Origin of the sequence: Tenacibaculum adriaticum, from assembly GCF_008124875.1 — a bacterium.
Classification (GTDB): Bacteria; Bacteroidota; Bacteroidia; order Flavobacteriales; family Flavobacteriaceae; genus Polaribacter; species Polaribacter adriaticus.
This window is the reverse complement of record NZ_VNIA01000002.1, coordinates 302,689-327,899: the sequence shown is the minus strand read 5'-3', so window position 1 is coordinate 327,899 and position 25,211 is coordinate 302,689. Positions and strand designations below refer to the sequence as shown.

24 protein-coding genes are annotated in these 25,211 nt (G+C 32.6%); 22 read left to right on the top strand and 2 right to left on the bottom strand.

From position 1 onward, the window contains the following. Positions 1–6: 6 nt before the first annotated feature. From C7447_RS07030 to C7447_RS06950, 17 genes are all read left to right on the top strand, one after another. Positions 7–270, top strand: coding sequence for a DUF1883 domain-containing protein (locus tag C7447_RS07030; protein ID WP_148869803.1), 264 nt, complete (start codon positions 7–9; stop codon positions 268–270). 29 nt (positions 271–299) lie between these two features. Continuing rightward, on the top strand, positions 300–677 hold the full coding sequence (locus tag C7447_RS07025) for a PH domain-containing protein (protein ID WP_148869802.1): 378 nt from the start codon (positions 300–302) through the stop codon (positions 675–677). A gap of 54 nt (positions 678–731) precedes the next feature. Continuing rightward, positions 732–1,265, top strand: coding sequence for a thermonuclease family protein (locus tag C7447_RS07020; protein WP_148869801.1), 534 nt, complete (start codon positions 732–734; stop codon positions 1,263–1,265). A 4-nt stretch (positions 1,266–1,269) separates the two neighbouring features. Then, positions 1,270–1,653 (top strand): hypothetical protein, encoded by a 384-nt coding sequence (locus C7447_RS14910; RefSeq protein WP_211354905.1) that lies wholly within the window; start codon positions 1,270–1,272, stop codon positions 1,651–1,653. 218 nt (positions 1,654–1,871) lie between these two features. Then, entirely contained in the window at positions 1,872–2,318 is a 447-nt protein-coding gene (locus C7447_RS07010; protein ID WP_148869800.1) for a cold-shock protein, read from the top strand. Between the two features lie 107 nt (positions 2,319–2,425). Further along, entirely contained in the window at positions 2,426–3,598 is a 1,173-nt protein-coding gene (locus C7447_RS07005; RefSeq protein ID WP_246143036.1) for a CapA family protein, read from the top strand. 214 nt (positions 3,599–3,812) lie between these two features. Next, positions 3,813–10,226: an FG-GAP-like repeat-containing protein gene (locus C7447_RS07000; RefSeq protein WP_148869799.1), complete on the top strand. Its 6,414-nt coding sequence runs from the start codon at positions 3,813–3,815 to the stop codon at positions 10,224–10,226. Between the two features lie 22 nt (positions 10,227–10,248). Continuing rightward, complete coding sequence (locus C7447_RS06995) at positions 10,249–10,428, top strand: hypothetical protein (protein WP_148869798.1); 180 nt, start codon at positions 10,249–10,251, stop codon at positions 10,426–10,428. Between the two features lie 160 nt (positions 10,429–10,588). Then, positions 10,589–11,356, top strand: a complete 768-nt coding sequence (locus tag C7447_RS06990; protein ID WP_148869797.1) for an outer membrane lipoprotein-sorting protein — start codon at positions 10,589–10,591, stop codon at positions 11,354–11,356. Next, positions 11,356–12,576, top strand: a complete 1,221-nt coding sequence (locus C7447_RS06985; RefSeq protein ID WP_148869796.1) for an ABC transporter permease — start codon at positions 11,356–11,358, stop codon at positions 12,574–12,576. Before C7447_RS06990 ends, C7447_RS06985 begins: the two co-directional genes overlap by 1 nt. Positions 12,577–12,578: 2 nt before the next feature. After that, positions 12,579–13,796 carry an ABC transporter permease gene (locus C7447_RS06980; RefSeq protein ID WP_148869795.1) on the top strand — a complete coding sequence of 406 codons (1,218 nt, stop codon included), beginning with the start codon at positions 12,579–12,581 and terminating at the stop codon, positions 13,794–13,796. 4 nt (positions 13,797–13,800) lie between these two features. Further along, positions 13,801–14,499, top strand: a complete 699-nt coding sequence (locus C7447_RS06975) for an ABC transporter ATP-binding protein (RefSeq protein ID WP_148869794.1) — start codon at positions 13,801–13,803, stop codon at positions 14,497–14,499. 2 nt (positions 14,500–14,501) lie between these two features. Beyond that, positions 14,502–15,650: a hypothetical protein gene (locus tag C7447_RS06970; protein WP_148869793.1), complete on the top strand. Its 1,149-nt coding sequence runs from the start codon at positions 14,502–14,504 to the stop codon at positions 15,648–15,650. Between the two features lie 11 nt (positions 15,651–15,661). Next, positions 15,662–16,588 carry a 1-phosphofructokinase family hexose kinase gene (locus C7447_RS06965; protein ID WP_148869792.1) on the top strand — a complete coding sequence of 309 codons (927 nt, stop codon included), beginning with the start codon at positions 15,662–15,664 and terminating at the stop codon, positions 16,586–16,588. A gap of 102 nt (positions 16,589–16,690) precedes the next feature. Further along, positions 16,691–18,415, top strand: coding sequence for an adenosylcobalamin-dependent ribonucleoside-diphosphate reductase (locus tag C7447_RS06960; RefSeq protein WP_148869791.1), 1,725 nt, complete (start codon positions 16,691–16,693; stop codon positions 18,413–18,415). Between the two features lie 149 nt (positions 18,416–18,564). Continuing rightward, positions 18,565–19,020: a hypothetical protein gene (locus C7447_RS06955; protein WP_148869790.1), complete on the top strand. Its 456-nt coding sequence runs from the start codon at positions 18,565–18,567 to the stop codon at positions 19,018–19,020. A gap of 18 nt (positions 19,021–19,038) precedes the next feature. After that, a complete protein-coding gene (locus C7447_RS06950) occupies positions 19,039–19,380 on the top strand; it encodes a carboxymuconolactone decarboxylase family protein (protein WP_246143035.1) in 342 nt (113 codons plus the stop codon). Between the two features lie 49 nt (positions 19,381–19,429). On the opposite strand, the gene C7447_RS06945 is transcribed toward C7447_RS06950, so the two are convergent. Both C7447_RS06945 and C7447_RS06940 read right to left on the bottom strand, forming a co-directional pair. Beyond that, positions 19,430–20,107, bottom strand: a complete 678-nt coding sequence (locus C7447_RS06945; RefSeq protein ID WP_148869789.1) for a Crp/Fnr family transcriptional regulator — start codon at positions 20,105–20,107, stop codon at positions 19,430–19,432. Positions 20,108–20,287: 180 nt separating this feature from the next. Then, positions 20,288–20,941 carry an OmpW/AlkL family protein gene (locus tag C7447_RS06940; RefSeq protein WP_148869788.1) on the bottom strand — a complete coding sequence of 218 codons (654 nt, stop codon included), beginning with the start codon at positions 20,939–20,941 and terminating at the stop codon, positions 20,288–20,290. A gap of 124 nt (positions 20,942–21,065) precedes the next feature. On the opposite strand from C7447_RS06940, the gene C7447_RS06935 reads away from it, so the two are divergent. The 5 genes from C7447_RS06935 (at position 21,066) to C7447_RS06915 (ending at position 25,142) form a co-directional block, all read left to right on the top strand. Beyond that, positions 21,066–22,310 carry a peptidase U32 family protein gene (locus C7447_RS06935; RefSeq protein ID WP_148869787.1) on the top strand — a complete coding sequence of 415 codons (1,245 nt, stop codon included), beginning with the start codon at positions 21,066–21,068 and terminating at the stop codon, positions 22,308–22,310. After that, on the top strand, positions 22,304–22,534 hold the full coding sequence (locus tag C7447_RS06930; RefSeq protein ID WP_148869786.1) for a ferredoxin: 231 nt from the start codon (positions 22,304–22,306) through the stop codon (positions 22,532–22,534). Before C7447_RS06935 ends, C7447_RS06930 begins: the two co-directional genes overlap by 7 nt. A gap of 203 nt (positions 22,535–22,737) precedes the next feature. Then, positions 22,738–24,150: an MBL fold metallo-hydrolase gene (locus C7447_RS06925; RefSeq protein WP_148869785.1), complete on the top strand. Its 1,413-nt coding sequence runs from the start codon at positions 22,738–22,740 to the stop codon at positions 24,148–24,150. A gap of 114 nt (positions 24,151–24,264) precedes the next feature. Beyond that, a complete protein-coding gene (locus C7447_RS06920) occupies positions 24,265–24,768 on the top strand; it encodes a hypothetical protein (RefSeq protein WP_148869784.1) in 504 nt (167 codons plus the stop codon). Between the two features lie 11 nt (positions 24,769–24,779). Beyond that, a complete protein-coding gene (locus tag C7447_RS06915; RefSeq protein ID WP_148869783.1) occupies positions 24,780–25,142 on the top strand; it encodes a GerW family sporulation protein in 363 nt (120 codons plus the stop codon). Positions 25,143–25,211 lie beyond the last annotated feature (69 nt).

Sequence of the window (25,211 nt, the reverse complement as noted above, 5' to 3'; positions counted from 1 at the left end):
AAAAAAATGAAATTTCAACATTATGATTTAGGTGAATTAAATGGAGGGGAAGTAGTAGAAATTACTCTTCATGGAAATTCTGCAAATGTTAAACTGATGAATAGTCTAAATTTTCAACGTTATAAAAGAGGAACAAAGCATCAATATTATGGAGGCCACGTTACTAGATCTCCGTATAATATAAGCATTCCTAATTATGGGAGATGGTATATAACAATTGATTTAGGAGGATATTCTGGTAATGTTAAATCTAGCGTTAGAGTTTTATAAAGTAATTTGACTTTAAATAAAAATATAATATGGGACTATTAAATAAAATACTTGGAAACGCTAGTGAAGTTTCTTCCGATAAATTAAACGAAAAATATGGACGCCTATTATTAGGTGATGAGCAAATTGAGCTTGGTTTTATACTTTTTAGAGATGTGTTTATGTTTACTAATAAGAGGCTTGTTTTAATTGATGTACAAGGGTTAACAGGTAGTAAAGTAGAATATAAATCTATGCCTTATAAAAGTATATCAAGGTTTTCTTTAGAAACTTCAGGTACTTTCGACTTGGATGCAGAATTAAAAATTTGGATTTCTAGTGAAAACATTCCATCTGTGAGTAAAAAATTTAATAAAAGCATTAATGTTTATGATGTTCAAAAATACTTGGCTTCTAAAGTTATGTAAGGTCTCTTTTTATTTAAACTACATTTATTCTAATAGAATGTAAAAATATAATTTATGTCCAAAATTTGGTTTTACTCAATATGGATAGTATTAATTCTGTTCTCATTTAGTCATAATAGAAGTTTAGAGAATACTCCAGAAGAGTTATTGTTTAAAATTAAAGACACAATTATTACAGGCAAAGTCGTTGGTATTATGGATGGTGATACTTTTAAGTTGTTAACCCAAGATTCTACTTTAATTAAAGTGCGTTTAGCGAACATAGATTGTCCAGAAAAAAAGCAACCTTTTTCTACAAAAGCTAAACAATTTATATCAGAAGCTATTTTTAGTAAAATAGTTGAGATACAGGTTTTAAAAAAAGACAGGTATCGACGTTTTATAGCTAATGTAAAGTATAACGACTCTTTAAATTTAAATTACGAATTAGTCAAAAATGGTTTTGCATGGCATTATGTAAAATATTCTAAAGATAAACAACTACAATCATTAGAAGATACTGCTAGAATAAAAAAAGTTGGTTTATGGCAAGATAAAAAACCAATAGCACCTTGGATATGGAGAGACTATAAGAAAAGAAAAAAATAACCATATGCATACGTTAAAGGTATTCTTAATTGTTATTTCAATAGTTTTTACTAGTAATAGTATTGCTCAAACAGTTTTTACAACTAAAACAGGAGAGAAGTATCATAAAAAATCTTGTCGTTATTTAAAATATTCAAAAAAAGAGATAAAATTAAAAGAAGCAAAAAAGAGAGGATGTATAGCTTGTAAGGTTTGTAAACCTATTTCCTTAATAACTTCCTATAAAACATCAAATACTACTTCAAATTCTTTAACAAATTCGAATAAGAGAAGTACAACATCATCAATAAAAAAAACAATAGCTACACGATGTACAGGTAAAACAAAATCTAGAATTCGTTGTAAGCGAAAAACAAAGAATGCAAATGGAAGGTGTTATCAACATTAATTCCTTTTTTCTAGATATGACGGTATAAATTCTCTTTTAAAATTAAAAAAATAATAGTAACTTTGCAAATAGTTTAAGGAGAAGGGCATTTACTTATAAAAATAAAGACTCTGACAAAATTTTCAGATAAATCTTCGATTATCTTTTCGTAACCACTCGTTTAGTACTTCCAACTTTCTTTTTAGACGACCAAGTATAATTTTATTTAAAACAAACGAATGGCAAAATCGCAACAAACATTTAATAAAAGTGAAAAAGAAAAGAAGCGTTTAAAAAAACGTGAAGAGAAAAGAAAGAAAAAAGAAGCTCTAAAAGCAGAGAAAATTCCTGGACAAGGTATTCAGTTTGCTTATGTAGACCATAATGGTAATTTAACTGATACTCCGCCAGATCCAACAATGAAAGTGAAGGTAGACGCAGAGAGCATTGTTATTGGTATTCCTAAAAAGGAAGACATGGAGGAAGAAGATCCTGTACGTAAAGGAAAAGTGTCGTTTTTCGATTCTTCTAAAGGATTTGGGTTTATTATAGATGCAGAAAACCAAGAAAAATATTTTACACACGTTAGTGGTATTATAGACGAAATTACAGAGAATGATAAAGTATCTTTTGAGCTAGAAAAAGGTTTAAAAGGAATGAACGCTGTTAAAGTTCAAAAAATATAGTAACAATATAAATGTATCTTACCTAAAAAGCTTGTACACGTGTACGAGCTTTTTTTATGTGATAATCATCATATTTTTTCAATACGAGGTTAAGTAACTTTGGTTTTATGGTAAAGTACCTAAAAATAATCTTAGCTGTATTGATGTTTACGAGTGCAAATTACCCTGCAAACCCCACAGAGATCACACTGTTTTTATGCGGTGATGTAATGACTGGAAGAGGTATTGATCAAGTTTTGCCACATCCCAGTAATCCTGTGTTATACGAATCGTTTGTAAAAGATGCCAAAGATTATGTGCGCATTGCAGAACACAAAAACGGAAAGATATCCAAACCGATTTCCTACACCTACATTTGGAGAGATGCTTTACAAGAGATAGAGAAACGAAATCCCGCTATAAAACTCATAAACTTAGAAACAAGCATCACTAAAAATGAAGCTAATTGGAAGCATAAAGGTATTCATTACAAAATGCATCCACAGAACATAAAAGTAATTACAGCAGCTAATATAAATTGCTGTTCTCTGGCGAATAATCATACCCTAGATTGGGAATATGACGGACTTACAGAAACCTTGGAAACGCTTCAAAAATCAGGAATAAAATACATAGGAGCAGGAAAAGATATAGAGGAAGCGACTGCTCCTGCCATTTTTACGATTGAAAATAGGAGAGTGCTCATTTTTGGGGTGGGTATGACCAATAGTGGCATTCCGTCTTCTTGGAAAGCGACGAAAGATAAATCGGGTTTAAATGTATTTCGTGATTATTCAGACAATACCATCAATACAATTGCAAACCAAATCAATCAATTTAAAAGAGAGGGAGACATTGTTGTACTATCAATCCATTGGGAAGGAAATTGGGGTTATGAAATTTCTGATAGCCAAAAAGAGTTTGCTCATCAATTGATAGATAAGAATGGTGTAGATGTTATTCACGGACATTCCTCACACCACGCAAAAGGATTGGAAGTATATAACAACAAACTCATACTGTACGGTTGTGGTGATTTTATCAACGATTATGAAGGGATATCGGGTTACGAAGCCTACAGAGACGATTTGAGTTTAATGTATTTTTTAAAGCTGGATGCAAAAACGGGAAACCTACAATCGTTAGAAATGGTTCCTATGCAAATTAAAAAGTTTCAAGTAGTAAAAGCATCCAAAAAAGACCGTAAATGGCTATTGAACATGCTGAATAGAGAATGTGCTAAATTCGGACTATCAGTAAAAGAATCTGATCAACATACCTTCGTGCTTCAGCTTGAGTAAAATACTCTAGTATGACACCACGTAAAGGAGGAGGAAGTTGAAAAAAGAAGTTTGCTGAAGTTTTAAAAGACTTTAAATTGACTCTTTTTTTACAGAAAAACCTACTTTTTTTACCAAGGATTAATAAAACAACTACTATTTACGTAGGTATACGTATTTCATACTCTACTAAGAGGTAGTAAATTTCGCTCGAAATTATTTAATCCAAACAAAAATGAAAACGAACTACCTTTTTCTTTTATTATTGCTAACGGTCAGCTTTGTAAGAGGGCAAGATTTAATTACAACAAACCCAATAGCACAAGAGATTAATGTTGCCGCTGACACTAATATTGTGCTCTTTTTTAATACTACTATAGATGCTGGCTCTATAACTTCAGCAAACATTGTAGTAACAGGATCTCAAACAGGAACTATTGAAGGTGTTTTTACGGGAGGAGATACCAATACAATTACATTTAATCCTGATAATAATTTTAAATCAGGGGAGCTGATTACCGTAGCAGCTACCAGAGGCTTAGAAAGTGGCGGAATTCCTTTAATTACCTCCAATATCTTTCATTTTACCGTTGTTACAACTTCGGTACCTGTACCTATAGTTCCAACAGAACATATAGTTAGTAGCAATATAAATAGAGTTGATAGTGTAGTTACAGGAGATATAGATGGTGATGGTGACTTAGATATGGTATCCTCTGCATCCAATGATAGTACTCTAATATGGTATGAAAATGATGGGGCCTCGGATCCTACTTTTACAACCAATCTAATAAGCGATAGTATCATTGCTATTAGAAGCGCAAAAATAGGAGATGTAGATGGCGATGGTGATTTAGACATTTTAGCAGTATCTGAATCTGATAGTACTATACTCTGGTTTGATAATGACGGAGCTGCAGACCCTACTTTTACACAAAGAATAGTAACCAGTACTGCTAGTTCACCAAGAATTTTAACGGTTGGAGATATTGATAGTGATGGTGATTTAGACATCTTATCGGGTTCTCTTCTTTCTCGTCGTATATATTGGTATGAAAATGATGGAGCAGCTACTCCTAGTTTTGCTAAACGATTATTAACTAGTACTCTTAATGGAGCTACCGCTATTACTGTTGGTGATCTAGATAGTGATGGTGACTTAGATATTATAACTGCAGATGTGAATGATAAAATAGATTGGTATGAAAATGACGGTGAAGTAAACCCTTCTTTTACTAAAAACCCCATTACTAACGCAGTTGATTGGCCCGGTGGCTTAGCTGTAGGTGATCTAGACGGTGATGGTGATTTAGATATTGTATCATCTTCTCTTGATAATAAAGTACATTGGTATGAAAATGACGGTGAAACCAATCCTACATTTACTCAAATAATCATCAGTGGAATTATTGATAAACCTACTAATATAGTTTCAGCAGATATGAATGGTGATGGAAATTTAGATATTGTAGTGGGTAACCATAAAAATAACGTTATTACTTGGTATATAAATGACGGGGCAGAAAACCCTGTTTTTACTACAATTGAGGTAAGTACTACTACTCTTCAAGCTACTGCAATAAATGTAGGGGATATGGATGCAGATGGTGATATAGATATAGTAGCATCTTCTATAAATAATAATGTTAATATAACTTGGCACGAGACACAAAATAATATATTTCTAACTAATACACTTCCCATTGCAGAATCAAGAAATGTTTTAGAAGATGCTAATATTATACTTACTTTTAGTGCTCCTATAGATGCAACTACAGTTACTAGTACAAACATAGAAGTTACAGGATCGCAATCTGGCAACATTACTGGAATTTTTACGGGTGGAGGACATAATGTCATTACTTTTAATCCTACAACAAATTTTATACCTGGAGAAATAATAACGGTTACAACTACAGCAGGCTTAGAGAGTAGTGGATTTACTTTAGCTAATCCTACAGTATTTCAATTTACGGTTGCTAAATCTAAATTAATAAGTTCAAGTCCCGCTGCAACATCAAATAATATTGCAGCAGACACGGATATTGAGCTTATTTTTGATTCTGTTATAGATAATGCTACAGTAACACCCAATACTATTATGATAACAGGTTCACAAACAGGAATCATTGAAGGTGTTTTTACGGGAGGAGATACGAATACAATAACATTTAATCCTACAACTAATTTTAAACCAGGTGAAATTATTACCGTAACAATTACTACTAAGGCGGAAAGTATAGGAATTCCTTTGACAAGTCCTATAACATTTAGCTTTACCATTGCCACAGCTAGAGTTCCCGCTCCTGTGAGTTTTACAAAAAAAATAATTACTGATACTGCAGACAGAGCATATGATGTAAGTGTGGGAGATGTAGATGGCGATGGTGATTTAGATGTTTTATCAGCTTCTCTTAACGATGATACTATTGCTTGGTATGCAAATGATGGAGGTGCCGATCCTACTTTTACAAAAATAATCGTGACAGATACTGCAGACGGAGCCTCTAGCGTAAGTGTGGGAGATGTAGATAATGATGGTGATTTAGATATCTTAGCAGCTTCTCGTGATGATGACACTGTTGCTTGGTATGCAAATGATGGAACCACTAATCCTACGTTTACAAAAATGATTGTAACGAATACGGCAGATGGGGTATTTGAAGCAAACCTTTATGATATAGATGGTGATGGTGATTTAGATATCTTAGCAGCTTCTCGTGATGATGATACTGTTGCTTGGTATGAGAATGACGGAGCCACTAATCCTACTTTCACTAAAAGAATCATAACAGAAACCGCAGACGGAACTTACGGGGCTTGTGCCGGTGATTTAGATGGCGATGGTGATATAGATATCATATCAACTTCTTTTTACGGTGACACCGTTGCTTGGTATGAAAATAATGGAGCTGTAAACCCTGTTTTTACTAAAATAGTAATATCTAATACAGATGATGGCCCATTCAAAGTTAGTGTAGGAGATGTAGATAATGATGGTAATTTAGATATCCTATCTACCTCTTATTATGATGGTGAAATTATTTGGTATAAAAATGATGGTGCTGCTGATCCCAGCTTTTCTAAAATAATCATCAACAACACATCACCCACTGCTAGTACTATAATTTTAGCGGATATAAACGGAGATGAAAACTTAGATATTTTATCAAATATACGCACTAGTAATACCGTAACATGGTATGAAAATAATGGCGAATCAAACCCCACTTTTAATGAAACTGTAATAACTAATACTGCAAACACAGTATATGCCGTATGTGTTGGAGATATAGATGGTGATGGTGATTTAGATATTTTATCAGCTTCTGGTACTGATGATACTATAGCATGGTATGAAACCCAAAACAGTGTATTTCTAACCCATACACTTCCCATTGCAGAATCAATAAATGTTTTAAAAGATGCTAACCTTGTACTTACTTTTAGTGCTCCTATAGATGCAGCTACAGTTACTAGTGCAAACATAGAAGTTACAGGATCTCAATCTGGTAACATTACTGGAATTTTTACGGGTGGAGGACATAATGTCATTACTTTTAATCCTACAACAAATTTTATACCTGGAGAAACAATAACAGTTACAACTACAGCAGGCTTAGAGAGTAGTGGATTTACTTTAGCTAATCCTACAGTATTTCAATTTACAGTTGCTCAACCTGAATTGATAAGCTCAAGTCCAGCTGCTACATCCAATAATATTGAAGCAGATACCGATATTGAGCTTATTTTTGATTCTGTTATTGATGCAGGTTCAGTAACTTCAGCTAACATTGTAGTAATAGGATCTCAAACAGGAATCATTGAAGGTGTTTTTACAGGAGGAGATACCAATACAATTACATTTAATCCCGACAATAATTTTAAACCAGGAGAAATTATTACCGTAACTATTACTACTAAGCTGGAAAGTATAGGAATTCCTTTTACAAGTCCTATAACATTTAGCTTTACCATTGTCACAGCTAGAGTTCCCGCTCCAGTGAGTTTTATAAAAAAAGTAATTACTGATACTGCAGACGGAGCATATAATATAAGTGTGGGAGATGTAGATGGCGATGGTGATTTAGATATTTTATCAGCTTCTCTTAACGATGATACTATTGCTTGGTATGCAAATGATGGAACCACTAATCCTACTTTTACTAAAATGATCGTGACAGATACTGCAGACGGAGCCTCTAGCGTAAGTGTGGGAGATGTAGATAATGATGGTGATTTAGATATATTGGCAGGATCATATCTTGATGATACTATTGCTTGGTATGCAAATGATGGAGCCACTAATCCTACATTTACTAAAATGATTGTAACGAATACGGCAGATGGAGTATTTGAAGCAAACCTTTATGATATGGATGGTGATGGTGATTTAGATATCTTAGCAGCTTCTCGTGATGATGACACTGTTGCTTGGTACCAGAATGATGGAGACACTAACCCTACTTTTACTAAAAGAATTGTAAGCGATACTGAAGATGAAACTTACGGGGTTTCTGCCGGTGATTTAGATGGCGATGGTGATATAGATATTATATCAACTTCTTTTTATGGTGACACTGTTGCTTGGTATGAAAATAATGGAGCTGTAAACCCTGTTTTTACTAAAATAGTAATATCTAATACAGATAATGGCCCATACAGAGTTAGTGTAGGGGATGTTGATAAAGATGGTAATTTAGATATCCTATCTACCTCTTATTCTGATGGTGAAATTATTTGGTATAAAAATGATGGTGCTGCTGATCCCAGCTTTTCTAAAATAATGATCAACAACACATCACCCACTGCTAGTAGTATAATTTTAGCGGATATAAACGGAGATGAACATTTAGATATCTTATCAAATATACGTACTAGTGATACCGTAACATGGTATGAAAATAATGGCGAATCAAACCCCACTTTTAATGAAACTGTAATAACTAATACTGCAGACGGAGTGTATACCGTTTGTGTTGGAGATATAGATGGTGATGGTGATTTAGATATTTTATCAGCTTCTGCTGATAATAATACTATAGCATGGTATGAAACAACGACATCTTTAAATATATTTACTGCAGCCAATGGTAATTGGTCAGTTCCTACAAATTGGAGTCTATTAAGCGTGCCTTTGCCAACAGATGATACTGAGATTCCAACAGACAAGATAGCCACTATAGATACTAATATTACCATAGATAATTTAAGAGTAGATGGATCATTAAATATTAATAGTGGTAAAAGCTTAACTGTTACGGGAGATCTTACTCAAAACGGTATGCTTACAATACAATCAAACGCTACGTCTAGTGGTTCTTTACGTGTTTTAGGTACTGCTACAGGAAACATTACTTATAACAGATATATAAAGGATGATAACTGGCGCTTAATATCAGCCCCAGTAGTGGGTCAGATATATAATGATTCTTGGGTAAGTACCCATAGTATAGCTTTTGGTACTGGAAATAATAGAGGGATTAGTACATATAATAATGATGGGCTAGTTTGGGAATATTTTCAAGCGGGAGATTCGCATACGTTTAATTCAGGAGTTGGATATTCTATAAAAACAACAGGAAGTTCTAGCTTAGGTTTTACGGGAAACATGATAACATCTGATGTTCCTTTATCAATTACAGAAGGTACAAGTAGTAAATGGAATTTGATAGGAAATCCATATCCTTCCTTTATCAATGCTAATAGTGGGGCAGATGCAACGAATAATTTTTTAACTATCAATGCAGAACACTTAGACCCTGCAAATGTTGCACTTTATTACTGGAACCCTGCTACAAGTACGTATGATATTATTAATCATGCGTCCAACGCTACCTATATTGCACCAGGTCAAGGATTTTTTGTAAACTCTATAAATGGAGGTACCATACTCAATTTTAAGGAAACAATGCAAAGTACTCAAGAAGGAGATCTGTTTTTTAGATCTACAAATGATAGACCAGAAATTAAATTAAATATTACAAATAGTACAACAACCAAATCAACAGATATTAAATACATTACAAGTACCACAAAAGGTCTAGATCCGGGTTATGATGCGGCAACATTTAATGGGGTTACTACTAGTTTCGATATATATACTCATTTAGTAAATGATAGTGAAGGTGTAAATTTTGCTCTACAATGTTTGCCTGATAGTGATTATGAAAATATGATTATTCCTATTGGAATTAATGCTACCGAAGGTACAGATATTAAGTTTTCAACAGAATCAATTAATCTACCTGAAGGAATACATGTGTTTTTAGAAGATAAAGAAGCGGGGTTATTTATTCTTTTGGATGAACCTACAAATAATTATACAATTACTTTAAATACACAGATAAATGGAATAGGACGCTTTTATTTACACACCAAATCACAAGTCTTAAGTAATAAAGATATAATTGAAAATCTTAAAAACATTACTGTCTATAAATCTGCAAAAAAAGAAATTACCATTGCAGGTTTACAGGGAAGTGCTCAACTTACTGTTTTCTCTTTATCAGGTAAAGAATTGGTAAAAACTTCTATTAAGTCCAATGGTAAAACGGCAATAAATTTACCAACATTTTCTACTGGTATTTATATAGTGAAATTAAACTCAGATGTGATTGAAGTAACAAAAAAAATCATTTTAGAATAATAAGAAAATTAAATAAACAATCATGAATAAAAATATAGGAAAAACAGAAAATAAAAGTCAAGAAATTTCTCGTAAAGAGGCAATTAAAAAAATAAGCAATTATGGTAAATATGCTACTATAACAGCTTTGGGCACTTATATTATTTTAAATCCAAAAAAAGCACAAGCGGCAAGCCCGGAACCACCTGGTGGTGGATTTTAGAAGTTATATAATTCTCAAATTATTTATTTTTACTTTAAAGCCCACTCTTTTCTTCTTTAAGATTGGGCTTTTCTTTACTCAGTTGATTAATCAACTTTAATTTTTATCTAAGTGACAACTATCATATTTTTTCAGGATAGGGTCAGTTATTTTTGATGCTATGAAAAAAGCATCCATCTTAAAAATTATCATATTTATACTTATTTGTACTGTTTCAACGACAATGTGGAGTCAGCAAAAACTATCAGCAAAAGAGGTAGTAAAAAGAGCGGATGATAATATGCGCGGTAAAACGTCGCTCGCAGATATTACCATTAAAATCAATCGACCTACATGGAGCAGAGAAATGAATATGAAAGCCTGGACCAAGGGTGATAATTATTCAATGATCTTGGTTACGAGTCCTGCTCGAGAAAGAGGAACGGTGTTTTTAAAGCGTATTAAAGAAGTGTGGAACTGGATTCCTTCTATAGAACGTACTATTAAATTACCGCCTTCTATGATGTCGCAAAGTTGGATGGGGACCGATTTTACCAATGATGACTTAGTGAAAGAAGCCTCTTCAGTTTCTGATTACGAACACAAACACTTAGGCAAAGAAACCATTGCTGATAAAGAGTGTTATAAAATAGAAATGATACCCAAACCTTCCGCTGCTATTGTGTGGGAAAAGGTACTAGTATGGATAGATACTGTCGATTTTTTACAATTAAAAGCGGAGTTTTACGATGAAGATGGTGAGTTGGTAAATGTGATGAAATCTAGTGACATTAAAGTATTAGGAGGTAAAAAGATCACATCAAAAATTGAAATGTTTCCTATTGATAAAGAAGAGCAGAGTACGGTAATTATGTACAACAACATTGTTTTTGACGAACCTATTAACAATAATTTCTTCACCACAAGAAATATGAAACAACTAAAGTAATGTTACTAAAATTAGCTTGGTTAAACATATGGCGTAATAAGCGAAGAACCCTTATAACGGCAACCTCAGTGTTTTTTGCTGTGTTACTGGCTATTGTGTTCCGCTCGTTAACCGATGGGGTGTATGACAATATGATCCATAATGTGGTGAGTTATTCTTCGGGGTATCTGCAAATTCACAAAAAAGGCTATTGGGATGAGCAATCGATAGATAATACCTTTGAAGAAGATGAGCAGTTATATCAAGAATTACTTAAAAACCAGAAGGTAACCCATATTATGCCTCGTTTACAAACATTTGCTTTGGCTTCGTATGCTGAAAAAACGAAAGGTGTTTTGGTGTTGGGAATAGATCCTGTTAAAGAAAAAGAGGTTAATAACCTACATGACAAGATAATAGAAGGTGAATATATTGAAACTATAAATGATAATGGAGTGGTTTTAGGTGAAGGATTAGCCTCTCAATTAAAACTAAACGTAAACGATACGTTGGTTTTGTTAGGACAAGGGTATCATGCGAGTAGTGCTGCGGGAAAATTCAGGGTAAAAGGACTCATAAAATTGGGCGCTATTGAATTGAATAATAATGTAGTGTATATGCCTTTACAGCAATCGCAATACATGCACGGAGCAGACCATCGTTTAACATCGGTTTCGGTGATGTTAGACAAGGCTACCAATTTGAAAAAATTGAAACAATCTTTACAAGGAGCTATCAATTCCGATGCCTATGAAGTGTTGAGTTGGAAAGAAATGATGCCCGAAATGGATCAATATATAGAAGCAGACAGCACAGGGCATAATATCATTATCGGAATCTTGTATTTCGTTATTTCCTTTGGGTTATTTGGCACCTTATTGATGATGATCTTTGAAAGAAAACACGAACTGGGAATCTTAATTGCCGTAGGTATGAAAAAACGATTGCTAGCATTTGTGCTGTTACTAGAGTCTATTATGATTTCATTAATAGGCTGTTTTGCAGGTGTTATAGGAGGGATGCTTACTATAAAGTGGTTTATGGTGCATCCTATTAACCTGACAGGAGATTTAAAAAAAGTATATGAAGAATATGGTATTGAGCCCATTATATACTTTTCTAGCCACGAAAAAATTTTTATTACACAAACCCTAGTCGTTTTAATATTATCTACGCTATTAGCCTTTTATCCGGGTTATAAAGTGATGAGATTAAAACCTGTAGAAGCTATAAATAGTTAGTTATGTTGTTGCAAATTGCTTGGAGAAATATTTGGCGAAACAAAGCCCGAAGCTTAGTAGTAATAAGCTCTATTATTATTGGTATTTGGGCAGGAATTTTTATTCTGTCGTTCTCTTGGGGAATGTACAAAAACAATATCAACGAGTCGGTGTACAGACAATTATCGCACATTCAAATTCATCATCCAACGTTTGGAGAAGAAAACGATTCTAAATTCATGATTACCCAAACCGATGAAAAACTGAATCAACTTCAATCAGATGATCGAATTGCATCCATAAGTTCTCGAGTGATTACCACAGGTATGATCACCTCACCAACAACCGCAAGTGGAGTGAAAATCTATGGAATCAATCCTTCATCAGAAATCACTCAAATCAGACTGGATGAATATGTAACAGAAGGAGCCTATTTTGAGTTTGGAAAAGACAATGAAATCCTCATAGGTGAAAAATTAGCTAAAAAACTAAAGGTAAAATACAAAAGTAAGGTAGTGTTGACCTTTACTAATGTGGAGTCTGATATTGTTTCAGCAGCTTTTAGAGTTGGCGGAATTTACAAGTCTAAAAACATTTCATTAGATGAAGTAAATGTATATGTGCAACAGCAACACTTACAGGAATTGTTAGAGTTAAAACCTTCGGAAAGCAGTGAAATTGCCATATTAGTGAAAGACGAAACACAAATAGATACTATTAAACAATTGAGTGCTGATATTGTACCACAAGGAAAAGTTGAAGATTGGAAAGAGCTTTCACCAGAGTTGAGTATGATTATAGAATCCTTCAATTTATATACCTATATCATTAGCGGTATTATACTATTAGCCCTAACATTCGGAATTATAAACACCATGCTAATGTCGGTTTTAGAGCGAATTAGAGAGTTGGGTATGCTAATGGCCATTGGTTTAAACAAGCGTAAAATATTCTTTATGATCATGCTGGAAACCTTCTATTTAACGCTAATTGGTGCGCCACTTGGTTTATTGGCTGGTTGGTTAACAGTAACCACATTGGCTAACACAGGTATTAATTTATCTATGTTTTCTGAAGGATTAGCGTCCTACGGATTTAGTTCCATCATCTATCCGGCTTTAGATCAGGAAAAATATGTAATCATTGTAATTATGTGTTTAATAACAGCCATAGTTTCGGCTATTTATCCGTCCTATAAAGCATTGCAATTAAACCCATCTGAAGCAATACGTAAAATTTAAAATTATGGCAAAAACGATTATAGATGCACATAATGTGAGTAAAACATTCAACCCGAAAACAATTCCGGTACATGCGGTTCAAAATGTGCATGTGCATATTGAAGAAGGGGAGTTTGTGGCGTTGGTTGGACCTTCTGGTTCGGGTAAATCTACCTTATTGAATATGATGGGTGGATTGGATGAACCAACAGCAGGAAGCGTAATTATAGATGGTGTAGAAATTACAGAATTACCGGAAAATAAGTTAATAGATTTTAGATTGCATAATATCGGGTTTGTATTTCAGTCGTTTAACTTAATTCCGGTACTTACCGCCAAAGAAAATGTTGGATTTGTATTACAACTACAAAAAATGCCTAAAAAAGAACGAGAAGAACGCGTACTCACTTTATTGAAAGAAGTTGGACTTGAAGATAAAATCAACAGTAAACCAGGGCAATTGTCGGGTGGACAACAACAACGGGTAGCGGTTGCCAGAGCCTTGGCTTCAAAGCCTAAAATTGTATTAGCAGATGAACCAACAGCAAATCTCGACTCAAAATCGGCTGAAAACTTATTAAATATTATGGCAAAGCTCAACAAAGAAGAGAAGATTACGTTTTTGTTTTCTACTCATGATCAGCGTGTAATTAGAAAAGCACGTCGTGTAATTACTTTGGTTGACGGTAAAATAGCTTCAGATGTAGAACAAACTCCTTCGTAAGCATGAAAAAACGTTGGTTTACATATCTGCTATTATTCACCATAACACTTATCAATGCTCAGGAAAAGGATGAAAAAGTGTTTTTGTCAGGATACGTAAAAAACTTACACGAGTTTAGTTTTGTTGATAGATTGGATGATTTACAATGGACCACTTTTGTACACAACAGGCTCAATTTTAAATACATTTCTTCGGATGAAATCACTATTCGATTAGAATTTAGAAACCGTTGGTTTTACGGCGACAACGTAAAAAACATCTTTGGCTTTTCTGAATTTATTTCTCAAGATAACGGTATAATTGATTTGTCTTGGAACATAATTGACGACGGAAACACACTCTTTAACACGACTATTGACAGAGCTTTGGTGAATTATACCAAAGGGAATTGGGATGTTACTTTAGGAAGACAGCGTGTTAACTGGGGCATGAATTTAGTTTGGAATCCGAATGATATTTTTAATACCTATAATTTTTTAGATTTTGACTATGAAGAGCGTCCGGGTAGCGATGCTGTAAGAGTGCAATATTACTTGGGTGATTTTAGTAAAATAGAGCTTGCTGCCAAAAAAGGAAAAGCAGCTGATGATTATATTGTGGCAGCCATGTATAAGTTTAACAAATGGTCGTACGATATTCAGTTGATTACAGGTGTTTATCAAAAAGATTGGATGATAGGAACAGGTTGGGCAGGAAACTTAAAAAACGCTGGTTTTAAAGGTGAAATAAGCTATTTCGTTCCGTATGAAGATTACTTTAATTCAAAAAATGTATTGAGTGCTGCTATTTCTGTTGATTATGGATTTAAAAAAGGATTGTATATCAATGGTTCCATTTTATACAATAGTGCCGCAAATCAAGCTTCAAATGGATTAGGAGCTTTGGTTTACAACAATTTGAGTGCTAAAAACTTAATGCCCTATGAGTTTTCAAGCTTTTTACAATTGGCAAAAGAATTTACACCTATTTTTAAAGGAACGTTAAGTACTATTTATTCACCAACCAATGATGCTGTAATTCTAATGCCTAGTTTAGATTATTCAATCGCTACTAACTGGGAATTGAATTTTACCAGTCAGTCTTTTTTTGAATTTGAAAACTATAAAACCTTGGGGAATAGTCTTTTTCTAAGACTACGTTGGAGTTTTTAAATTAAGTAGCCATGAAAATAATTACAGTAACCTTGAATCCGGCATTAGATAAAAATGCAAAAGTAGACGGTTTAGTTCCCGGAAGTAAATTGAGATGTCACTCCATTCAATACCAACCAGGTGGTGGTGGAATTAACGTTTCAAGAATGTTACAACGACTTGGTTTAGATAGCCATTGTGTATTTCCTTCGGGAGGAGATACAGGAGCCCACTTAACAATTTTGCTTGAAGACGAAGGTGTTACATCCAATTCAATTTTAATAAAAGATTGGACCCGCGAAAATTTGGCAGTGGTAGATACCAAAACGAATCTGCAATATCGTTTTGGAATGCCGGGGAATGTTCTTAATGAAGAAGAATTAGTATCTATAAAAAAAGAACTCTCTCAAAACTTAGAAAAAGGAGATTTTTTGGTGTTAAGTGGAAGTTTAGCAAAGAATTTACCTCCAAATTACTATCAACAATTAATTGAAGAATTCTCAACTAGAGAACCTAAAGTTGTTATAGATACCTCAGGAATGTATTTAAAAAAAGCCTTAGAACAGCCTGTTTATCTAATAAAACCTAACCAAAGAGAATTGGCGCAACTAGCCGGAAAAGAGTTTTTATCTAACATTGAGCAAGAAGAATTTGCTAAAGAACTCGTAGAAAAAGGAAAAGCCAAATACGTTGTGGTTTCTTTAGGAGCTAAAGGAGCCTTTTTAGCTTGTACAGAAGGAGTGTTTTACCAAACCACACCTTCTGTACCAGTAAAAAGTACTATTGGAGCTGGCGACAGTATGGTCGCAGGTCTTATTTACGGAATTCAAAAGGAATACACGCCAAAAGAAATTCTTAGAATGGGAGTAGCTTGTGGTGTTGCCACAACAATGAGTGAAGGTACTCAATTAGCAACTAGTAAAAATATTAACAAAGCATTAGAACTTATGATTATTTAACGCTTCTTAAAAACCATCATTTTAAGGCTGATAATTATCATAGCAATCAAATGTTAGATGCGCTATACTAGTAGAAATTTAGTTGCTTAAAACCTATATTACATGAGTGTCAAGTTAACAGAGAATGCTATACAAATTTTAGAGGATAGATATCTTTTAAAGGATAATGAAGGGAGCTTAGTAGAAACGGCTGAGGAACTGTTTAAACGTGTGGCTACGTTTGTTGCTTCCGCAGAAAAGAAAGATCAAAAGATATGGGAAGCACGTTTTTATAAATTGATGAGCACGCTTGTTTTTCTACCAAACTCTCCTACACTTATGAATGCCGGAGTAACAAATGGGCAGTTAAGTGCATGTTTTGTCCTTCCTGTAGAAGATCGTTTAGAAGCTATTTTTAGTACTTTAAAGGATGCAGCACTTATTCATCAAAGTGGTGGTGGTACAGGATTTAATTTTTCTAAACTAAGACCCAAAGATGATATTATTTCTTCTTCTGGAGGAACTTCTTCGGGGCCTATTGCTTTTATGAAAATTTATGATGCAGCTACTGAAAACGTAAAGCAAGGGGGGAAACGAAGAGGAGCTAATATGGGTATCTTAAATATAAATCATCCAGACATTGAAGCTTTCATTAACTCGAAATCAGACAAAAAAGAACTTCAAAACTTCAATTTATCTGTAGGAATAACGGATGATTTTATGGAGGCTGTTAAACATAATTTAAATTGGGAACTCATCAACCCAAGAACACTTAAGATTGAAAAAATAGTTAAAGCAAAATTATTATGGGATAGTATTGTTAAAGAAGCTTGGAAAACTGGCGATCCAGGACTCATTTTTTTAGATACTATAAATAAATCGAATCCTACCCCAAAATTAGGAAAAATAGAAAGTACAAACCCATGTGGAGAAGTGCCTTTGCTACCCTATGAAAGCTGTAATCTCGGTTCCATAAATTTATCTTTTATGCTATCAAAAAATGGAGATGATCTCGAAATAGACTGGAATAAATTGGCAGCCACTATAGAACTAGCGATTCGTTTTTTAGATAATATTATTACTGTAAATCATTATTTATTACCAAAAATAAAATCAATAGCACAAGCAAATAGAAAAATAGGTTTAGGAGTAATGGGTTGGGCAGAAATGCTCATTCAACTTAAGATTCCTTATGCTTCTCAAAAAGCAGTTCATTTAGGAGAAAATGTTATGCAGTTTATTAAAGAAAAAAGTTACGAAGCATCTCGTAATTTAGCAAAAGAAAAAGGCGTTTTTCCTTCATGGGAAAATAGTATTCAAAACAAGATATTACTTCGTAATGCTACATGTAATAGCATTGCCCCGACAGGAAGTATTTCTGTAATTGCAAATACCTCTTATTCTATAGAACCTCTATTCGCATTGGCTTATAAACGTACTGGAATCTTAGGAGGAAAAAATCAAATTGAAGTCAATAAATTGTTTAAAGCTAAAATGAAGGAACTCGGGTTTTGGAATGAAACTTTTAAACGAAATGTCTTAAAAACAGGAAGTATTAAAGAGATGAAAAGCATTCCTGAAACTATTCGGAATTGTTTTGAAACAAGTTTAGAAATACCTTGGAAATACCATTTACTGCATCAGAAAGCTTTTCAAAAATATACAGATAATGCAGTTTCAAAAACAGTGAATTTACCAGAAGGAACTTCAGCTAAAGATATCTCAGAAATTTATTGGACAGCGTGGAATTATAAACTAAAAGGAATTACAGTTTATAGAGATGGCTGTAGAGAAGATCAAGTATTACAAAAATGTAATTTTAACACAATAGAAAATTGTGATATTTAGAGGATTAAAATAAATAATAGCAATTAAATGATATGCAGTATAGATAAAGATAAATTCTTAAAAATCCGTTTTTAAGGCTGATAAATATCATATTTATCAGGTTGCAATTTAGCTACTTTTAACATGTAAAATTTAAAGATATTATAATCATGGAAAATTTTAGACAAAGACCAAAAGGAGAATATACTTGGGAAGCAGCATGGAGTCAGTTATACGTTTTAACTGAGCATTGGAAATCTGATTTACAGTTTTATAAAGATGATTTAAGATTTTTGCATCATTTAATTAATAGATATTTTATATGGATGATTAGAAAAGATAATGTAACAGATGTAAGGAAGATTATTAAAAATTTACACGAACTGGATTTACAATGTAGTGAATTATTAAAACATGTAAATACTCATTTAAGCCATTTAGGAGCACTTATAGAGGATCCTTTTAAGTATGATTCTCATGAATTTAGAAAAGAACATGGAAAATTAGAAGATAACATCACTGAATTTGTTAAAGCTTTTAGAAAAAACAGAAAAGAAACTTTTCATATCACAGAACATGTCATCGAATCTGAAAAACTAGGATATCTGTTAAATCACCAAATATAAAATCAATAGAAAATTATTATGAAAAACTATCCAAAACATTACGAGTCAATAGTATCTGCTATGGAAGAAATGGGAGGGAAAATACCCAATATTATGGTGCCTTTTGGCGAGTTACATGAAAAAACAATATCTGAAGGAGCATTATCATCAAAAGTAAAAGAACTAATCGCGTTAGGTATTGCAATAACGGTTCGTTGTGACGGATGTATAGCTTTTCACGTACATGATGCTATTCAATCGGGGGCTACCAACCAAGAAATTATGGAAACAATTGGAGTGGCTATTTTAATGGGGGGAGGACCTTCTGTTGTGTATGGTTGTGAAGCCATGGAAGCCTTAAAACAGTTTAATAAGAGTTAGGAAAAAATAATTTTAAGAAATCATCAAACAAAATGAAGCGTTATGATATTTATCTTATTCTCTTCAGTTTTTCTAAATTTTCAATTTTAATTTGCTTTCCAAAGCTAGAAATTAATTTTTCTTTTTTTAGTTGCGATAAAACTCTAATGGCAGATTCTGTTGCCGTACCAACAATACTAGCGTAATCTTCACGAGATAAAATTATGTTTAAGTAACCATCAGCATCAAAACCAAAATTATCATACAAATAGAGTAAGGTTTCAGCTATACGTTGTGTAACCGTTTTTTGAGCCATATCTACAATAATGTTATCAGCTTCTTTTAAGTCGCCAGCCAGTTGTTGTAGCATGTTCATAGAAAAAGAAACATTTTGTTGTAGTTCTTTTATAATTTCATTTTTTGGAATAAAGCATAATTCCATATCATTTAAGGCGGTAGCACTTAAATTAGCGCGTTCACCACTAATAATTGAGCGTTGTCCTATTAAATCTCCTTTTACAACTAATTTTATAATTTGATCTTTTCCGTTTTCACTTAATTTGGATAATTTAGAAATCCCTTTTCGAACACAAAAAATACCATTTAGAGATTCACCTTCTTCAAAGATTAACTCTCCTTTTTTAACGGTTTTAGATGTTTTACAATTAGAAATTCTAATCAATTCATCTCTAGTTAGTGCCTTAAGTGGATTAAGTTGTCTAATTATACATTTTTCACACTTGTTCATCTTCTATTTTGTATTAATGTAAAATTAATTAAAAAGAAACAAATGTCATGCTTTATATAGAATATCTTTGTAACTATTGTTACGTTTAGAAACAATAGTTATATAAAAAAGACAGGATGTAAATTAAAAAGCGCTTAACCTTTTCGTTAAGCGCTTTTTTAAGCATATTAGATAGTTTAATTATAATTTAACACCTACTCCAAATCCAAATATCCAAGGGTTTATGTCTACATCTGCTCCAACAGTTGCTCCAAGGGCTGTAGTTGCATTAATTGTAGCATCTGTGTTTAAAAACATCTTTTTTACATCTAAATTCAAAAACCACTTATCATTAAGCATATAATCAAAACCTCCTTGAACAGCAAAACCAACTGCAGTATCATAATCTATATCATCAGCAACAGGACCTTCATCTTCTCCATAAAAAAGAGTCAAATTAATACCAGCTCCCAAATAAGGAACAAAATCACTTCCAGTAAAATGATATTGACCTAATAAAGTAGGTGGTAATAACCAAACATCTCCCAAATCAATGTCACCAGCAGCAGTATTAACTGCCTTTACATCATGCTTTGTGGTGGCTAAAATTAATTCTGCCGACCAATTTTCTGTGAAGAAATAAGAAATATCTAATTCTGGTACAAAAGCAGATGAAATATCTACATCTCCTCCTATGGCATCAATCGTAGCACTTTCATCTGGTGATACCAAAATTCCTCTTAACCGAAATTGCCATTTACTAAAATTAGTATTTGAGCTCGTGTTTTCTTGTGCAAAAGTAAAATTAAAAATACTTGATAATAATACGAATGCACTAATTATTACATTTTTCATTAGTTTAATTATTTTAAATTATTCAATAAAATTACTGGTGAAAAACACAACGAAAGATGACTTTTGTCATAGTAAAAGAGGTTTTTAAATTTAATTTTTGGCCCTGAAATTAATTAAGTTATAAATGAATACAGGGAAAATGGAATTAATGGCTCCTGCAGGGAATTTTGAATCTTTACAAGCAGCAATAGATAATGGAGCTGATTCTATATATTTTGGGGTAGACCAGTTAAATATGCGTGCTAGAGCGAGTATTAATTTTACAATTGATGATTTACAAGAAATAGCATACCGTTGTAAAGAGAAAAATATTCGCACTTATCTTACCTTGAATACGATTATTTATGATCATGATTTGTCAATTATAAAAACATTACTAGATGCTGCAAAAACAGCAAATATAACTGCTGTAATAGCTATGGATCAAGCGGTAATTGCTTATGCTCGACAAATATGTATGGAAGTTCATATTTCTACACAGATTAATATTACCAATATTGAAACGGTGAAATTCTATTCGCTTTTTGCTGATACAATGGTTATGAGTAGAGAATTAAGTTTGCGACAAGTGACAAAAATTTGTGAGCAAATTGAACGAGAGCAGATTAAAGGGCCTTCAGGAAACTTAATTGAAATAGAAATTTTTGGTCACGGTGCGTTGTGTATGGCTGTTTCTGGTAAGTGTTATATGAGCCTACACTCAAATAATTCATCAGCAAATAGAGGTGCATGTAAACAAAACTGCAGGAAAAAATACACCGTTGTCGATCAGGAAACAGGTTTTGAAATGGAGCTTGATAATGAATATATTATGTCTCCTAAAGATTTATGCACATTAAATTTTTTAGACCAAGTTGTTGAAACTGGAGCTAAAGTATTAAAAATTGAAGGTAGAGGGAGAGCTCCCGAATATGTAGCAAAAGTCATTAAAACATATCGTGAAGCTATAGACGCTATTGAATATGGAACTTATACCCAAGAAAAAGTAAATTATTGGATGAGTGAGTTAGAAAAAGTGTACAATCGAGGTTTTTGGAGTGGTTATTATTTAGGACAAAAATTAGGAGAATGGAGTGATGGTTCGGGATCAAAAGCCACACAAAAAAAAATATATATTGGTAAAGGCGTTCATTTTTTTCCAAAACCAAGTATTGCAGAATTTAAAATAGAAGCTTACGATATTAAATTGGGTGATACGATTTTAATAACAGGACCAACAACTGGAGTGAGAGAATTTGAACTTTCTGAAATGTTGGTAAATGATAAGCAACAAGAAATTGCAAAAAAAGGAGATTTATGTACCATTCCTACAAAATTTAGAGTACGCTCATCAGATAAATTGTATAAAATAGTTCAGGAAAAATGGTAGTTATTACGCTGCAAAGAAAAAAATGCATAGGCTGTAATTATTGTGTAGAAATGGCTCCTGCACAATTTCAAATGTCTAAAAAAGACGGAAAAACAGTATTATTACATGCAACAGAAAAAAAAGGATTTTATACCTTAAAATCTTCAGATAATGCAATTTTTGATGTTTGTGTTCTTGCTGAAAAAGCCTGCCCTGTCAAGATTATTACCACTAAAATACTATGAAATATTTTTAGAAAAATCCTGTACTATTATACATAGTTTTTTAGTTATTATTTTAACCAATCTCTTAATTAAATTCATATTTATTTTACTGTGAAATTCAATTTGTAAAACGTAAAATAACGTAATGTTTATAGTATATTTATGACTTTTGTCATGTAAAAAAGGACCTTTAAATTGTTGCTTTGTTAAAATTTCACACCATTATGAAAGTACAACAATTATATACCAAATGCTTAGCAGAAGCCACTTATTACATAGTATCTAAAGGAGAAACGGCTATTATAGATCCTTTAAGAGAAATAAATCCTTATTTAGAAATGATAGCTAAGGATAATGCTAAGCTTAAATACATTTTTCTTACACATTTTCATGCAGATTTTGTTTCTGGTCATGTAGATTTAGCTAGAGAAACGGGAGCGACTATTGTATATGGCCCAACAGCAAAAGCAGCATTTAAATTTTATGAAGGAAAAGATAATGAAATCTTCAAATTAGGGGATGTAAGCATAAAACTCCTTCATACACCAGGACATACTTTAGAGTCTTCCTCTTATTTATTGTTTGATAGTTTAGGAAAAGCCCATTGTTTATTTTCTGGAGACACCTTGTTTATTGGAGATGTAGGACGTCCAGATCTAGCTGTATCAACAACGATAACAAAAGAAGATTTAGCTGAAAAATTATATTCCTCTCTGCAAAATAAAATAATGACATTGCCAGATGATATTATTATTTACCCTAATCATGGTAAAGGATCTGCTTGTGGTAAAAACATGAGTAAAGAAACTTACGATACTTTAGGAAATCAAAAAAAGGTTAACTACGCTTTAGACGCTAATTTAACTAAAGATGGATTTGTGAAACGAGTTTTAGAAGGTTTAACATCTCCACCACAATATTTTCCTAAAAATGCACAAATGAATAAACTAATAAATAAAGATATTAATCAAGTAATTACAGATGGATTATGCCCAATATCTGTAACTGAATGCATAGATTATTTAATTAATGATAGTGCATTAATTTTAGATGTTAGATCTGCTGAAGAATACACTAAAAAACATATTCTCAACTCAATTTTTATTGGTTTAGAAGGAGATTTTGCTCCTTGGGTTGGTACATTGATTAAAAACATTAATCAACCAATAATTTTAATAGCTCCAAAAGATAAAGAGCTAGAGGCTATAACAAGATTATCAAGAATAGGTTACGACAATGTATTGGGTTATGTAAGTGGAGGTATTGATGAATGGGAAACAAGAGGAATTATAACAAATACTGTAACTTGTGTTGATGCTTTTTCAAAAGAATTATCAAACAGTATTTCGTTTTTAGATGTAAGGAAACATGCTGAATATAATGACAATAACGTGAAAAATGCAAAACATATTCCTTTAGACATACTTCATCAAGAAACGACAAAGTTAGATAGAGAACAAAAATACTATGTGTATTGTGCTGGTGGGTATCGATCAGTAATTGCCATATCAATTTTAACTCGCTTAGGATTTACTAATTTGGTAAATATAAATGGTGGCTTTACGCAAATAATTAAGAATAATATTCCTTTAACTAAATGTAAAAAAAACTGTGGTGCATGTGCATGTAGTCATTAGTTTTAAAAAACATATTTAGGGTATGGAGATATTAGAACAACTCTTACTTTGTAATATGATAAATATCATTGTTTTAGCTGTTGTTTTCATCTTCTTTTGCTTAAAAATAAAATGATGTTTTTAGCTGTTTTTTTAATTCTTTTTTTGTCACTTGTACTTTACCTGTTATTTGTGCCTATCGCTCTGTTTATAGACACAACTACAAATCAATATTTTGTTGAAATACAAGGACTAGTTAAAGTTAGCTTAGAAAGTCATAAAGAAGAAATCTTAAGAATTAAGCTTAAGGTTTTTTTTTTTACATTTTATTTTAATCCATTGAAAAGTAAGCATTTTAAAAAGGAGAAAGTAACAATTAAAATAAAACCTAAAAAGAAACGAAAAAGCGCTAATATCAGTAATTTCTTTAAGTTGTTAAGGTCGTTTAAAGTAAAACAATTCTGGTTAAATATAGATACTGGAAACTATGTTTTAAATGCTCAACTGTATCCCCTAGTAGCGTTTCTGAATTATTATAAAGAAGGATGTCTAAATATCAACTTTCAAGATAAAAATGAATTGGTTTTAGAGGTTGAAAACAGGCCTATTCGCATTATTAAATCATTTATTAACATTTAAAATAAAATATTATGGAACTACATTTCGAAGAATTATTAGGGAAGATTACTGATTTTATGAAATCTGAAGCAAAGACAGAAACTGTTGTTGGAGAGCAATTTGACTTAGGTGAATTTAGATGCGTACCCGTTATTAAAGTAGGTATGGGTTTTGGTTCGGGTGGAGGAGAAGAAACAGATGTAAAAACAAAAGGACAGGGACAAGGTATGGGAGCTGGTGCAGGTATGGGAATCCAACCTATAGGTTTTTTAGTAACGAGAGGTGATCAAATTTCGTTTTTAGAAGCTGGTAAAACTCATGGATTAGCAGCTGCTTTTGAAAAAATACCAGATTTAATAGAGAAGATTGCACAAAATAAAACGAAAAAAGAATGAACAACTTAATTTATAAAGGGCTGTTTTACAGTTCAAAATAAGTAGATTGATGACGGATATCATATTTTT

What these genes read in the sequence shown, in the direction of transcription:
- C7447_RS07030 (WP_148869803.1), top strand. Translation starts at nt 7, where the DNA reads ATGAAATTTCAACATTATGATTTAGGTGAATTAAATGGAGGGGAAGTA.
- C7447_RS07025 (WP_148869802.1), top strand. Translation starts at nt 300, where the DNA reads ATGGGACTATTAAATAAAATACTTGGAAACGCTAGTGAAGTTTCTTCC.
- C7447_RS07020 (WP_148869801.1), top strand. Translation starts at nt 732, where the DNA reads ATGTCCAAAATTTGGTTTTACTCAATATGGATAGTATTAATTCTGTTC.
- C7447_RS14910 (WP_211354905.1), top strand. Translation starts at nt 1,270, where the DNA reads ATGCATACGTTAAAGGTATTCTTAATTGTTATTTCAATAGTTTTTACT.
- C7447_RS07010 (WP_148869800.1), top strand. Translation starts at nt 1,872, where the DNA reads ATGGCAAAATCGCAACAAACATTTAATAAAAGTGAAAAAGAAAAGAAG.
- C7447_RS07005 (WP_246143036.1), top strand. Translation starts at nt 2,426, where the DNA reads ATGGTAAAGTACCTAAAAATAATCTTAGCTGTATTGATGTTTACGAGT.
- C7447_RS07000 (WP_148869799.1), top strand. Translation starts at nt 3,813, where the DNA reads ATGAAAACGAACTACCTTTTTCTTTTATTATTGCTAACGGTCAGCTTT.
- C7447_RS06995 (WP_148869798.1), top strand. Translation starts at nt 10,249, where the DNA reads ATGAATAAAAATATAGGAAAAACAGAAAATAAAAGTCAAGAAATTTCT.
- C7447_RS06990 (WP_148869797.1), top strand. Translation starts at nt 10,589, where the DNA reads ATGAAAAAAGCATCCATCTTAAAAATTATCATATTTATACTTATTTGT.
- C7447_RS06985 (WP_148869796.1), top strand. Translation starts at nt 11,356, where the DNA reads ATGTTACTAAAATTAGCTTGGTTAAACATATGGCGTAATAAGCGAAGA.
- C7447_RS06980 (WP_148869795.1), top strand. Translation starts at nt 12,579, where the DNA reads ATGTTGTTGCAAATTGCTTGGAGAAATATTTGGCGAAACAAAGCCCGA.
- C7447_RS06975 (WP_148869794.1), top strand. Translation starts at nt 13,801, where the DNA reads ATGGCAAAAACGATTATAGATGCACATAATGTGAGTAAAACATTCAAC.
- C7447_RS06970 (WP_148869793.1), top strand. Translation starts at nt 14,502, where the DNA reads ATGAAAAAACGTTGGTTTACATATCTGCTATTATTCACCATAACACTT.
- C7447_RS06965 (WP_148869792.1), top strand. Translation starts at nt 15,662, where the DNA reads ATGAAAATAATTACAGTAACCTTGAATCCGGCATTAGATAAAAATGCA.
- C7447_RS06960 (WP_148869791.1), top strand. Translation starts at nt 16,691, where the DNA reads ATGAGTGTCAAGTTAACAGAGAATGCTATACAAATTTTAGAGGATAGA.
- C7447_RS06955 (WP_148869790.1), top strand. Translation starts at nt 18,565, where the DNA reads ATGGAAAATTTTAGACAAAGACCAAAAGGAGAATATACTTGGGAAGCA.
- C7447_RS06950 (WP_246143035.1), top strand. Translation starts at nt 19,039, where the DNA reads ATGAAAAACTATCCAAAACATTACGAGTCAATAGTATCTGCTATGGAA.
- C7447_RS06945 (WP_148869789.1), bottom strand. Translation starts at nt 20,107, where the DNA reads ATGAACAAGTGTGAAAAATGTATAATTAGACAACTTAATCCACTTAAG.
- C7447_RS06940 (WP_148869788.1), bottom strand. Translation starts at nt 20,941, where the DNA reads ATGAAAAATGTAATAATTAGTGCATTCGTATTATTATCAAGTATTTTT.
- C7447_RS06935 (WP_148869787.1), top strand. Translation starts at nt 21,066, where the DNA reads ATGAATACAGGGAAAATGGAATTAATGGCTCCTGCAGGGAATTTTGAA.
- C7447_RS06930 (WP_148869786.1), top strand. Translation starts at nt 22,304, where the DNA reads ATGGTAGTTATTACGCTGCAAAGAAAAAAATGCATAGGCTGTAATTAT.
- C7447_RS06925 (WP_148869785.1), top strand. Translation starts at nt 22,738, where the DNA reads ATGAAAGTACAACAATTATATACCAAATGCTTAGCAGAAGCCACTTAT.
- C7447_RS06920 (WP_148869784.1), top strand. Translation starts at nt 24,265, where the DNA reads ATGTTTTTAGCTGTTTTTTTAATTCTTTTTTTGTCACTTGTACTTTAC.
- C7447_RS06915 (WP_148869783.1), top strand. Translation starts at nt 24,780, where the DNA reads ATGGAACTACATTTCGAAGAATTATTAGGGAAGATTACTGATTTTATG.